The following is a 12959-nucleotide window of genomic DNA, read 5'->3' as shown; positions in this document are numbered from 1 at the left end:
TTTCCTGAAGCGATCAAAGGGTTACATCTGCGCCCGTTTCGCTCGACTTCAGAATCGCGATGCAGATTTCCAGCGTGCCTTTCGCCCATTCGCCATCGTGCAGCGGTCTGCGTCCGTCGACGACCGCGCCATACAACTCGTCGATGACTTCAGCGCGCGGCACGACGGGCACAGGCAGCGGCAGCGTTTGGCGCTGCTCGTCGCCGTAGATGACGATCGAATCGGGCAGCGGGCGCAGGTCCGCATGCTCGCAGGACACGATGATCGGGCCGAAATGCTGATGGAATCGTTGTGGCTCGTCCGCGGCGGCGGTGGGCGGTTTGTATGCCGATCCGCCGTAGGTGCCGGCCGCCTTGAGGTCGGCCTCGTCATCCGAGGACGCAAGCGTCCTCAGACGGCGGCGGGCGCTGCCGTACGTGTCGGGGCTCGTACGATCGCCCATTTCGCCGATCCAGCCGCTCCACTCGTCGGTATTGAAGTGGCCGTACCCGTTGTATGAGAGCGAGGCATAGGCGCCGTTTTCGAACCAGATCAGCGCAGAATAGGCTCCCTCGGTGGGGCGCGACGGATCCCACCGGCCGACACTCGCACGCAGCCGGATTGCGCGTGAGCCGGCCAGCATTCGCACGATGTCAACCTGGTGCGCCGCCTGGCTGAAGACGGCGCCGCCGCCTTCAGCCGTCGCCAGCTCCTCGGGCCGGCGTGGGCGGTACAGGTAGTCGGTGTAGTTGATGGCCTGGATCATCTTCACCGCGCCGAATTCGCCGAGACGGATCAATTCGCGCGTACGCAGGTACGGCGTATCGAAGCTGTGGCAATGGCCGACGATCAGATGCACGCCCGCGGCACGGCATGCGGCGATCATGCGGTCGCAATCGGCGGTGCCGAGCGCCATGGGTTTCTCGACCAGTACGTGTTTGCCTTTTGCCGCGGCAATCTCCGTGTGCTGCGCGTGGAACTGGTGCGGGCTCGCAACGTAGATGATCTCGACGTTATCGTCGTCCGCCAACTCCGCCACGTCCGCATAGGTGGGCGCCGCGAAGTCGGCGGCGAACTGCCGCCGCGCATCCGCACGCGGATCGCACGCAGCGACGAGCTGGACTCTGGGGTCGCGCAGGAAGGTCGGCAGCATCAGCGAGAATGCCCGTCCCAGTCCTGCGACCCCGATGCGCAAACGGCGCTGCTCCATAACCGTGTGCCTCCCGTTATTGCTTGACCTGATAGTCCGTTGCGAGCGCGGCCGGCTGGTCGGCGAGTTCCGGGTTCCGCTTGCTGACGTAACGCACGGCATACGTGCGCCAGTCGATTTCCTTCGGCACGACGGCCTGGTACGAGCATGTGTCCTGGGGAATCGCCTTCGCACCGGTGCCAATGGCGTTGCCGTCCTTGTCGAATTCCGCGAGTGCGTCGAGCATGCGGCGCCGGAATTCGACGATCGCGAGATCGCTTGCCCCGAGACGCTCGTCAGAGCGGTCAGCGATCGGACCCATCGTGACCCACATGGCGATGTCCTGGTTGGGGAAGCCCGAAATGCCCGTGAAATTGCCGGCCTTCATCGCCTGGCGGTCCTGCCAGAAGCGGTTGTCGTGATTGCGCAGCGGGCGATAGTGCTGGTCGAGATCGATGCCGATCTGCTGACGCAGGAACTTGCGCCAGGTTTCAGTTTCCGGTGTCGTCTCCGGATCGCCCCAGGCGATGAAGTAGAACGCCGTGTTCGTGTCGTCCATCGGCACGTTGATGTTCGCAACGTTGTAGAGATTGTTCGGGGGAATCAGCACCGTGCCCGGCGCCACGAACACCGTCGAGCGCACGTAGTCGTGCGTGCCGGCGTTGAAGATCGGGCGGCGCAGCGCGGCATAACGGAAGCCGTAGTCGGTACGCTCGACCTGCAGGCGCGGGGCCTTGTCGGTGGAGGGGCGCAGCCAGTTCTTGTCGGTCGCTTCGGCGCCGCCGACGCGTGCCGGCACGAAGTCGGACGAATGCAGGCTGGAGCTGTGTGCGGAGTCGATCGCGCCTTCGAGGATCTGCGCCCAGTTGCACGGCAGCAGTGCTTTCGCGATGCTTACGCGGGTGTCGGCGGTCGGTGCCCAGGCCGGCGGCTGGAAGTCGGGGATGGCGTCTTGCGGGCCCATATACGCCCACACCATGCCGCCCCATTCCCGCACCGGGTAGGCCTTGTGCTTGACCTTGTTGGCCATGCAGCTCGTCGCCGGCTCGGACACCATTTCGAGCACGTTGCCCCCGACATCGAACTTCCAGCCGTGATACAGGCAGCGCAGGCCGGCGTCTTCATTGCGGCCGTAGACGAGCGATGCGCGACGGTGCGGGCAGTACTCGTCCAGCACCCCAACGCGGCCTTCCGAGTCACGGAATACGACGAGATCCTCGCCAAATACGCGCGCCTTTACCGGCGCGCCATCCGGCTCGGCGACTTCTTCGATCAGGCAAACCGGCGTCCAGTGTCGGCGCATCAGTTGGCCCATCGGGGCATCCCCTTCGACGCGGCACAGCAATTCGTTCTCTTGGTGGGTCAGCATGTCATGTCTCCCGGCGACAGGTCGCCTTCATCAGCAGGTTTTGCTAACTATATTAGATATCTAGTTAAATTGGCAAGAGACTTGCTGGCGCCTCCGGGAAAGTACGCATGGCGGATAGCGTCGCTGGACCGGAGATATTCGATCCCAAAATATAAGGAAGCGAGATTCAACGACGATAGATACCGGAAAGAAAAACAGATATCTAATCTTCAGATATTGCCGAGACGACGATGTCGCGCTGTCGGCAACGCGACGCGGGACATCGAAGCGCTGGTCGGCGCACGTTCAGCAGGGAGTAACACGGGCGGGCGTGGCAGGCGTGCGCGTCGACGAGATACGCAATACCGTTCGATAAGTTGATGGCGTGCTACGAAAGATCGCGTCCGAGTCTGAGGAGCAACGCAACGGCGTCGAAGCGCTGTCACGTGCGTTGTCGCAGAGCGATGTTGTCACGCAACACAGCGCATCCCTCGCGCGAAAATCCGCTGCAGCGACTGAAACGGTGCGAGATCAGGCCGGAAAGCTGCTCGGAGGTGTTTCGAGTTTCACGCTGGCATAGGCGGGCTCTTCTGCCCGTCGATCATCAGTGTCCGGCATCGAATTGCGCTCGTCTTTACCTCGAACCCCGCGCCAGGCGCACTGCGCTGCTCAACGGTGACACCCGACGTCATTCCGTTGCAACCGCAGCAGAGGGGTTTTGCAACATTGTCCGGCGCTAGAAAATATTCCTCACGAAGCGCGCGAAGTTCGCATGTTTTTGGAAACACTTTCCATTTTGACAGAATTAAGCTTGTCTTCAGTCGATCGACATATGCGATTGCCGAATGGACTGACCGCCGCGCCGGCTTGACTGTGTCCCTGCTCCCCACGAACACCGGCGTTGACGCGATGCCGCTCGCTGAACAATTAAACGAACTACATCAACGGAGACAAAAATGAAGGGACTCAAGTCGCGGTTCAAGCCAGTACTTGCCGCCACACTTCTCTGCTGCGTCGTGGCCACCTCCGCCCATGCAACCGATCTGCTCGACACCGTCAAGCATGCTGGCGTCTTGCGGATCGCAATGGAAGGCACCTACCCGCCTTTCGACTACCGCAACAACGATGGGCAACTTGAGGGATTCGACGTCGAGGTGGCGAAGGCCGTCGCGGCTCGCCTCGGCGTCAAGCCCGAATTCATCACGACGGAATGGAGCGGGATACTCGCCGGTCTTCAGGCCGGTAAGTTCGATGTGATTGTCAACCAGGTCGGGATTACCCCGGCTCGCAAGCAGGTACTCGACTTCAGTGAGCCGTACATCTACTCGGCGGCAACGCTCCTGCAGCGGCGAAACGATACGCGCCAGTTCAAATCGCTTGAGGACCTGAAAGGTCTCAAAGTCGGCGTAACGATGGGAAGCAATTACGTCGACCTCGTGAAGACCAATCGCGCGGTCAATCTGCAGGTCTACCCGGGCACACCCGAAAATCTCAGCGATCTGGCTGCCGGCCGAATCGACGCGGCGCTCAACGACCGCCTGATGATCAAATACCTGATCAAGAATTCTCATCTGCCATTGCGCCCAGGCGAAAGCATTCCGGGAGGCGAGACCGAGATGGGTATTCCGTTCCGCAAGGGCAATCCAAAATTTGCGAAAGCGGTCAACGACGCAATCGGCACGATGCGTCAGGATGGCACGCTGAAGAAGCTTTCCATGCAGTGGTTCGGCACCGACACGACGACTCCGACGCCGCAATAACCCATCAGATATGTACGCGCATCTGCATGTGCCGTGCAGATGCGTCTAACAATGGCCAGGAGACAAATTCATGGACGCCTTCCATCTGATCGTGCATATGCTCCCCGTTATGGCGATGGGCGCAGTACTCACGTTGAAGTTCGCCGTCGCTTCGATGGTGCTGGGATTGATCGTAGGACTCGTGGTCGCCATCATGCGGATCGGTAACAGTCGGACCTTGTCCGGCATCGCACAAGGCTACGTCAGCTTGATGCGCGGCACGCCGCTGCTCGTGCAGATTTTCGTCGTGTACTACGGCCTTCCCGATATCGGAATTTCGCTCGACCCAACCACGGCCGGCATTCTCACGCTAACGCTCAATACCGGCGCCTATCTGTCCGAGAGCATGCGTGGCGCGATCCTTGGCATCGGCCGTGGCCAGTGGGCCGCGTCGCACAGCCTCGGCCTCACCCACCTGCAGACGCTGCGCCACGTCGTGTGCCCGCAGGCGCTACGCCTTGCCGTGCCGAGCCTCGGCAATACGCTCATCAGCCTGATCAAGGATACGTCGCTCGTCTCGGTCATCACGGTAACGGAATTGCTGCGTTCGACCCAGGAAGCCATCGCGTCGACGTTCCAGCCGCTGCCGCTCTATTTGACTGCCGCTGCGATTTACTGGGTACTGAGTACGGTGCTTGCCCGGCTGCAAGGAGTGGTCGAAGCGCGCTGCGCGCTACCTTCAAGCCACTGAATCCGTAACTTCAGCCAATGACTAAGAGTCCGAACATGATTTCTCTCGACAGCGTATCCAAGTGGTATGGCAAGCATCAGGTCCTCGAAGATTGCAGCGCCGAGGTCTCGAAAGGCGAAGTTGTCGTCGTCTGCGGCCCGTCTGGGTCGGGCAAGTCAACGCTCATCAAAACCATCAATGGTCTCGAACCTTTCCAGAAGGGCTGCATCACCGTCGACGGTGTGCGTCTCAACGATCCGGCGGTCAAACTGTCGAAGCTGAGAGCGCGGGTCGGCATGGTGTTTCAGCATTTCGAGTTGTTTCCGCACCTGTCCGTGCTCGACAATCTCACGCTCGCCCAGACCAAGGTGCTGCGCCGATCGCGAGATGAGGCCCACAGCACTGCACTATCCCTGCTAGAGCGCGTCGGACTTAAGGCACACGCGCAGAAGTACCCGGGCCAACTGTCGGGTGGCCAACAACAGCGCGTGGCAATTGCTCGCGCGTTGTCGATGAATCCGGTGGCGATGCTGTTCGATGAACCGACGTCGGCACTCGATCCGGAAATGATCAACGAGGTGCTCGACGTGATGGTCGAGCTTGCACGCGAAGGGATGACGATGATATGCGTCACACACGAGATGGGCTTCGCCCGCAAGGTCGCGCACCGCGTGCTCTTCATGGATCGCGGCGTAATCGTCGAAGATGCGACGAGCGATGCGTTCTTCAATACGCCACGTGCCGAGCGGGCGCGGGACTTTCTGGACAAGATTCTGCATTGACCCGCCAAACGCCGTCGGCCGCCAGCCCGCGTCACCCCCACACCGTGCCGTTCCCCGTATGAAAACGACAAATCTTTCCGCCAGACTCGAGACTTTTGCCCGCTTGAACCTGATCGAAACGGCAACACCTCTCCAGCGGTTATCGCGTCTCTCAGCCCGCTTGGGTCGCGACATCTACGTCAAGCGCGATGACTTCACGTCGCTCGCCATGGGCGGCAACAAACTGCGCAAGCTTGAGTTTCTCGCGGCTGATGCGATCCGGCAGAAGGCCGATGTGTTGGTGACCGCCGGGGCCATCCAATCGAATCACGTCAGGCAGACCGCGGCGCTTGCCGCACAGCTCGGCCTCGAATGCGTCGCCCTATTGGAGAATCCGATCGGGACCGATCGCGACGACTATTTGCGCAGCGGCAATCGCCTGCTGCTCGATCTGTTTCGCGTTCGCGTCATCGACGTCGACGGCCTCGACGACGCGGACCGACTGCTCGAAGCGACGGCACAGCGCCTGCGGGATGAAGGTCGCCGTCCGTACGTGATTCCGATCGGAGGGTCGAATGCGCTCGGCGCACTCGGCTACGTGCGCGCAGGTCTCGAACTCGAGCAGCAGATAACCGCAACCGGGCTCACGTTCTCGAGCGTCGTACTGGCGTCGGGCAGTGCCGGCACGCACGCGGGCCTCGCGGTTGCGCTCGCGCATGCGCTTCCGGCGACACCTGTGGTCGGTGTCACCGTGTCGCGCACGGACGCAGCACAGCGTCCGAAGGTGCAAAATCTCGTCGACCGAACGAGCGAATTGCTCGACATCGAGATGCCGCCCGGCACGCGCATCAATCTATGGGACGAGTACTTCGCGCCGCGCTACGGAGAACCGAACGACGCCTGCATCGACGCGGTCAGACTGCTCGCCGAAACGGAAGGACTACTACTCGATCCAGTCTACACTGGCAAGGCGATGGCTGGCCTGATCGACGGAGTCACGCGCGGCCGTTTTGACGGAAGCGATCCGGTGCTGTTCCTGCACACCGGCGGCGCACCTGCGCTGTTCGCCTATCGCGACGCGTTGCGAGCAGGCTGACGCGCAGTATCTTGACGTATACCCCGCAGCCTCACGGCCATCGTGAGTGTTGCGCCGTCTGTCGACAGACATCGACAGACGGCGCGTTCGCGTCAGGCCCCCGGAACGTAACTGAGCGGAAGCGCGGTTGTCCGTTTAATGACCTCCATCGCGAACGCCGAGCTCACGTCCATCATCTCGACGCACTTGATCAGCCGCTTGTAGACGCTGTCATATCCGGCGATATCCGGCACGACAACCTTCAGCAGGTAATCGACATCGCCGCTCATCCGATAGATCTCGACGATCTCCGGGATCGAGCACACGCCTTCGACGAAACGCCTCGTCCACGCGTCGCCATGCTGGTTGGAGCGTACGGTCACAAACGCGGTCAGTCCCAGATTCAGCTTTGCCGGATCGCACAGCACGACCTGCTGCTGAATTACGCCTTCATCGCGAAGCTTTTGCAGCCGACGCCAGCATGGCGTCGGCGACAGGCTCACTGCCTTGGCCAAGTCATTCAGACCAATCGTCGCGTCTTTCTGAAGCAGCGTGAGAATTTGAACATCGCGTTTGTCCATGTTGTCTCCTATCTAGAAATAATTTCCAATCATAGCGATATTGACGACATTTTTTAAAAACAATTTTCGTCTGCGCGCAATTAACATGGCTTCAAGAACAGCGGTGGCGGCGATGCGCTTTCACCACGCCGTTTTCCCCGACCGAACAGATGAACAGAGGATGGCGCCTTGAACACCCAGCACTCAACCGACACAATCCTGGCCCACGAAGGCCGCTCGCACAGCCAACTCGGCGTACCGGTGAATCCGCCCGTCTACCGGCAGTCGACGTTGCTATTTGAGAGCATCGAAGCGCTGAAGGTGGCAAGCGGTACGCCGAACGCTTATGGGCGCGGTGGCAGCCCGACTACGCGTTCGCTCGAGCGCACGCTCGCCCGCCTCGAAGGGGCGCACCGCGCCCTGCTCACGCCGAGCGGACTCAGCGCAATCACGACGTCGCTGCTCGCCGTGCTCAATCCCGGCGATCATTTGCTGATGACGGACTCTGTCTATGATCCAACCCGCTCGTTCTGTGCGGGGACGCTCGCCCGCCTTGGTATCGAAACGACGTACTACGATCCTGCGATTGGCGCGGACATTGCGGCCTTGATGCGTCCGAACACGCGTGCGGTGTTCGTCGAGTCGCCAGGCTCGCTGACGTTCGAGGTACAGGACATCCCGGCGATCAGCCAGATCGCGCATCGGCACGATGCGATCGTGATGATGGACAACACTTGGGCCACGCCGCTGCATTTCCGCTCGTTCGAGCACGGCGTTGACGTCTCTATTCATGCAGCGACCAAGTACATCAGCGGACACTCCGACGTGATGATGGGCGCGATTCTCACAACCGAAGCGCTGTATCCGAAGATCAACCATCTCTACCGGCAGCTCGGCATGACCGTGAGCGGCGATGACGCATATCTCGCGTTGCGCGGCCTGCGCACGTTGTCCGTCCGGCTCGAGCGGCACCAGCGCAACGCGCACGCGGTGACCGAGTGGCTTGCAAAGCAACCGGAAGTCGCCGAGATCCTTTATCCCGCCCGACCGGGCTCGCCTGGGCATGCCCTATGGCGACGCGACTTCACGGGGGCGTGTGGCCTGTTCGGCGTCGTGCTGCATCCGCAATCCGATGAATCGATTCGGTCGATGCTCGATGGCATGACCTGTTTCGGTATGGGCTATAGCTGGGGCGGCTTCGAAAGCCTGATCCTCCGTTCCAGCCCGTCGAGCTATCGCACGGCGACAACGTGGCCGTGGAAGGGTCCACTGCTGCGGATTCACGCGGGCCTCGAAAATCCCGACGACATGATTGCCGACCTAGAGGCCGGATTCGAGAGGCTGCGCGTCGCCACCCTGACACAAATGGAAGCGTGAACGGTCGCGATACCGCCAGGGCGCCGTGGAATGTACGTATCGATTCTTCCGTTTGTGACACGGCATGCGGGCGCATCGCTTCACCCATGACTGCAATTTTTCACATTCACCTACAGCGAGACAACCATGAAAGACAAACTGTTCATTCTTCGTCCGGGCTTCTTCAAGGAGGCTGAGGGCCCGTTCTATTGCGGCGACTCGGTATCTGTCGAGGGTTTGTTGAGTTTCTGCCCCCAGCTTCGCGACTCGGTTGATGTGGAGTACATCGATGCGCCGCGCCCGCGCAAGGCGATCATCGAACTGATCGGCGCAGACAACCAGTCGGCTCCCGTGATCGTGCTTGGCGAAGGGCGGGCTCCGAAGGACGGGGGCGTCGCCGTTCAGGACTACAACGGAACACGCTTCATCAATGCGCCTGACGATATCCGGCGTTACCTGTCATCTCAGTATGACGTCGCTCAAGCATCGTGACAGTTGACGAGCCGCCTGATTCATCAGGCAGGCGCGTTTGACCGCGTTGCTCCGCGAGTGCGCTGCGCGACCCAGAGAATTCCTCTGCCGGTGCACAAGCTCACTATGTTTTAGCGCGCCGCTGGCCAATGAGGGACATGCCCGCGGCGCGATTGAGGATTCGCGAGGCGAGGATAACGAGGAACGGCGAAAGAACTCTCCGGGCGGATTAACGCACACAATCCATGTGCAGAGATCTCTAGCCAAGGCGCTTTGCTAAGCGCGGGGAAGCCCTGCCACGATGCACACCAGGTGCCCAGTAAGCCGGCCTATCAGCGGTGCATGCCGCTGATAGCTATGCTTGGGATCACTACCCAGCCAATTGCACAAGCGCCCGATTGAATGCGCCAGGGTTAGCGATGTTCATGCCGTGCGAGGCACCAGCGATGGTTTGACGTTCAGCGTGTCCGATCCACGCCTGAAGTCGCTCGACGGTGTTCCGGAACATGCGCGGGCTCTTCTGCCCATCGATCAACAGCGTCCGGCACTGGATGTCGCGGGCGGCTTCGGGGGTATAGGCGGGCAGCGGATCGCGCAACTGCTTCGGGAGCGTTACCGCATTGTCCAGCGCCATCCTGCGGAAGCTCTGGGTGCTCTTGCTCCAGAAGCCCGGCAGGGTGACCGAGTCCACAAACAGGTTCAGGCCAGCGTCGAATTTGCCTTGCTCGATCAACTCGGCGGCCGTGGCTCTCAGCAATTGCGTAGCGGGCGGCAATTTACCGGTCTCCGCGTTCGGCGTCATCTGCAACGGACCGCCGGGGTCGGCCAGCGTGAGCGTCTTCACCAGATGCGGGTATTGGCGGGCCAGATGAAACGCCACGCAGCCGCCACGCGAGTGGCCAACCAGATGCACTGCGCCAAGGCCCAGCGCCTCGATGAACTCCGCCATCTCCACCACGTGCGCTTCCCAACTGAAGTCACCATGCCCGAACGCGTGCGTCTCCGGCCAATAGTGACCCAGGCTCGGAGCGAAACAGTGGAAGTGCGCCGACAACGCGGCAAGCTGAGGATCCCAGTAGCGGTAATCGCACAACGATCCGTGCACAAAGACTATCGGCTCGCCGCTTCCGGCTTCCACGTAGGGCACCGAGGCGCCTGACGCAATGGCCGCAAAATTGGGTTGCGGCTGCACACCGGCAAGGGCCAGCGTCGTCAGGGGCGTGTGGGCATTCATGGTCAAGACTCCGTTTTCCCAAACTTTGCGCCAATGCAATGGAAAAGAAAATCGCATAATATTGATGCAATCTTTCAGTTTTTCTGATGCATCTACGCGAGCCAATGCCCATGAGTACCGAGATGAAAGCCCTCGACGTTGGCGTTCTCACCATGATCGTGGCCGTTGCCGATACGGGCACGATCAGCCGAGCCGCCGATCTCGTGCATCGATCGCAATCGGCGGTGAGCATGCAGATCAAGGCGCTGGAATCGGCCCTTGGCAAAGCGCTCTTCGTGCGCAAGCCGCGCAGCGTGGTGCCGACGCAAGACGGAGAGGTGCTCCTGGCGTACGCGCGGCGGATCATTGCACTTCGCGACGAGGCCTGGGCAGCGGTTGTGCGGCCGGACGTGACGGGCCGCGTGGTGATCGGTGTGCCGGACGATTACGCGTCGTCGCTCTTCCCGCCGATTCTCAAGAAATTCTCGGCCAGCTACCCCAAGGTCGAAATCCAGGTGATTGGCCTGCCCAGCGTTGCGCTGGCGCCGATGCTGCGCGACGGCACGGTGGACCTCGTATGCGCAACGCGGGTTAAAGGACTGACTGGTGATTTCTTGCGGCACGAGCCGATGGTGTGGGCCGCCGCCCCGGGCGCGACGGACATTTGGCGAGAGCGGCCACTGCCCATCGCGGTGTTCTTGCCGGGCAGCGTGGCACGCGAGAAGGCGATTCGGAGTCTGGAGCGCGCAAAGATCGCCTATCGAACGTCGTATGAGAGTCCGAGCCTGCTGGGCCTGCTGACGATGGCCCGCGCCGGCCTCGCCATTACTCCGCTGGCGCGATGTGCCGTGCCGTCTGATTTCACGTTGCTCGGGGCGGCGCATGGTCTGCCGGAGATTGGCACGCTCGAGATCGTGCTTGCGCGAAGTGTGACGTCCAACCGACAACCCTGCGATTTTCTCGCGGAGCGCATCATTGCTGAGCTGAATGCATGAATGCGCTGAGATGTGCCTCGTCTGCCGTTGTCCGCGGCAACATCCTGACCGAAAGCGCTGCCTTGAGACGGATAATCTGCTGACCAAGCGCGGAGGTCCCAACGCCTGGTTCGGCGGCGGCCCGGTCCATCGGAGAGCGAACGGCGCACGCGACCTGCGAGCGTGCGCCGCCACGCGCATTTCTAATGGACGCTATGTGGCTGCCCATTCTTGTTTTCGCGCGCTAGTACCGACATGACGTCGGTTACCCGCTTCGATGTAGTTAAAACCGGTGACGAAGGCCGACGGTCACAGCCGTCTGATTGTTTGTGGACGACGCCGTCAGTCCGTCGATGTCGGCCGTAATGCCAGATCGTCCCGTTCCGCTGACATGCTGATAGATGGTCTGCAGATAGACGTCGGTTCGCTTCGACAGCAGATGATCCAGCTCGACATTCACCTGGTTGAACTTCGGCGACACACCATTGAAATTTGCGTCAGTGAACGTGTACGAACTAAGCAGCATCCATGCGGGTGTTATGTTGTAACGCACGTTGACTTCGTAGTTCGTGAAGCGCGCACTGCTTCCTGCGAGTGCGAGATTGCCGGAACGTCCAGACGCCGAGCCGCTGATGGAGACTGGGTTGTCAAGGCGCGTTTGCGTAAATACCAGGCCGACGGTTGTCTTGCCGAATGCGTAATTGAGCCCGGCACCATAGGTGCGCTGACGTTCAGCAGTAAAAGGAGCATCGTCGCTGACAGCGCCGCTGGGATTGACGGAGGTTCCGCCGTGATTGACGAACAAATACGAAGTAGCAAATCTCAGCGATCCATACGCATAATCCACACCAAGATTCCATGTGCGATTCGCGCTGAAACCTCCTGCTTGGTTCGAGAAGCCATAAATGCCGCCGAATCGTAATCCGCCATACGTCGGGCTCTGATACTTCACAGAGTTATTGACGCGGAAAGAGTTGTTGAGATTGTCGTTGTCGTATGGGTGATTGGACCAGGAGCCGGCGGGAAGCGACATCGGACCGAGGTAGTCGACGATGTTGCTTGTCTGCCTCCCTACCGTTACGGTGCCGTATTGCGTGCTCGCTAGACCGACGAACGCTTGGCGTCCGAATTGCCTGCCACCCTGTTTAAGCTTGCCATCGAGAATGCCGTACCCGCTCTCAATGGTGAACAGCGCGGACAATCCCCCGCCGAGATCCTCGGCGCCTTTCAAGCCCCAGCGGTTGCCGTTGAGGCTGCCCGCGGACGTCTGCACATTGTGCGAACCTCCTTGATTGCTGACGAAGGTAATTCCGGTGTCGATGAGGCCATAAAGCGTCACTGAACTTTGCGCATGGGCGAGCGACGTCGTTGCGGACAAAATGCCCGCAAAAAGGAGTTCTTTTCTCAAGATTCAATTCCCTGTAGATGTGAGGGTATTCGACGCGAATCCGCAAGCATCGTTGAAACGCATAAATGCCGGATTTGCCGAATGCCAAACGCTATTTCATCGCCATTGGCCAGATGGGTATTGAGTAACTCGTGCCGAAAATTACCAAGTCAATTT

12 protein-coding genes are annotated in these 12959 nt (G+C 60.5%); 7 read left to right on the top strand and 5 right to left on the bottom strand.

Annotation, left to right across the window (positions count from 1 at the left end; genetic code table 11):
- Positions 1-13: 13 nt before the first annotated feature.
- Positions 14-1189, bottom strand: coding sequence for a Gfo/Idh/MocA family protein (locus BGP02_RS21925; RefSeq protein WP_286799279.1), 1176 nt, complete (start codon positions 1187-1189; stop codon positions 14-16).
- Positions 1190-1205: 16 nt separating this feature from the next.
- Entirely contained in the window at positions 1206-2537 is a 1332-nt protein-coding gene (locus tag BGP02_RS21920) for a Rieske 2Fe-2S domain-containing protein (RefSeq protein ID WP_261939468.1), read from the bottom strand.
- Positions 2538-3472: 935 nt separating this feature from the next.
- Between BGP02_RS21920 and BGP02_RS21915 the strand changes: the two genes are divergently transcribed.
- The 4 genes from BGP02_RS21915 to BGP02_RS21900 all read left to right on the top strand — a co-directional run bounded on the left by BGP02_RS21915 (position 3473) and on the right by BGP02_RS21900 (position 6842).
- The gene (locus tag BGP02_RS21915) at positions 3473-4276 is read left to right on the top strand and encodes a transporter substrate-binding domain-containing protein (protein WP_017231446.1); all 804 of its coding nucleotides are present in this window, start codon (positions 3473-3475) and stop codon (positions 4274-4276) included.
- A 70-nt stretch (positions 4277-4346) separates the two neighbouring features.
- Entirely contained in the window at positions 4347-5006 is a 660-nt protein-coding gene (locus BGP02_RS21910) for an amino acid ABC transporter permease (RefSeq protein WP_017231447.1), read from the top strand.
- Between the two features lie 35 nt (positions 5007-5041).
- Positions 5042-5767 (top strand): amino acid ABC transporter ATP-binding protein, encoded by a 726-nt coding sequence (locus tag BGP02_RS21905; RefSeq protein WP_286799278.1) that lies wholly within the window; start codon positions 5042-5044, stop codon positions 5765-5767.
- A gap of 58 nt (positions 5768-5825) precedes the next feature.
- Complete coding sequence (locus BGP02_RS21900) at positions 5826-6842, top strand: D-cysteine desulfhydrase (RefSeq protein ID WP_286799277.1); 1017 nt, start codon at positions 5826-5828, stop codon at positions 6840-6842.
- 92 nt (positions 6843-6934) lie between these two features.
- On the opposite strand, the gene BGP02_RS21895 is transcribed toward BGP02_RS21900, so the two are convergent.
- Entirely contained in the window at positions 6935-7402 is a 468-nt protein-coding gene (locus tag BGP02_RS21895) for an Lrp/AsnC family transcriptional regulator (RefSeq protein ID WP_017231450.1), read from the bottom strand.
- Positions 7403-7570: 168 nt separating this feature from the next.
- Between BGP02_RS21895 and metC the strand changes: the two genes are divergently transcribed.
- Positions 7571-8758 carry a cystathionine beta-lyase gene (gene metC, locus BGP02_RS21890; RefSeq protein ID WP_017231451.1) on the top strand — a complete coding sequence of 396 codons (1188 nt, stop codon included), beginning with the start codon at positions 7571-7573 and terminating at the stop codon, positions 8756-8758.
- A gap of 126 nt (positions 8759-8884) precedes the next feature.
- A complete protein-coding gene (locus BGP02_RS21885) occupies positions 8885-9229 on the top strand; it encodes a DUF3088 domain-containing protein (protein WP_017231452.1) in 345 nt (114 codons plus the stop codon).
- A 349-nt stretch (positions 9230-9578) separates the two neighbouring features.
- Here BGP02_RS21885 and BGP02_RS21880 read toward each other — a convergent pair whose 3' ends face one another.
- Positions 9579-10442 (bottom strand): alpha/beta fold hydrolase, encoded by an 864-nt coding sequence (locus BGP02_RS21880; protein WP_286799276.1) that lies wholly within the window; start codon positions 10440-10442, stop codon positions 9579-9581.
- Positions 10443-10564: 122 nt separating this feature from the next.
- On the opposite strand from BGP02_RS21880, the gene BGP02_RS21875 reads away from it, so the two are divergent.
- Positions 10565-11416, top strand: a complete 852-nt coding sequence (locus BGP02_RS21875) for a LysR substrate-binding domain-containing protein (protein ID WP_017231454.1) — start codon at positions 10565-10567, stop codon at positions 11414-11416.
- A 262-nt stretch (positions 11417-11678) separates the two neighbouring features.
- On the opposite strand, the gene BGP02_RS21870 is transcribed toward BGP02_RS21875, so the two are convergent.
- Positions 11679-12803 carry a porin gene (locus BGP02_RS21870; protein ID WP_286799275.1) on the bottom strand — a complete coding sequence of 375 codons (1125 nt, stop codon included), beginning with the start codon at positions 12801-12803 and terminating at the stop codon, positions 11679-11681.
- Positions 12804-12959: the final 156 nt, after the last annotated feature.

It is taken from the genome of Pandoraea sp. 64-18 (assembly GCF_001899225.1).
GTDB classification, from domain to species: Bacteria; Pseudomonadota; Gammaproteobacteria; order Burkholderiales; family Burkholderiaceae; genus Pandoraea; species Pandoraea cepalis.
The sequence above is the reverse complement of the archived record's forward strand: the minus strand, read 5'-3'. Positions and strand labels throughout refer to the sequence as shown.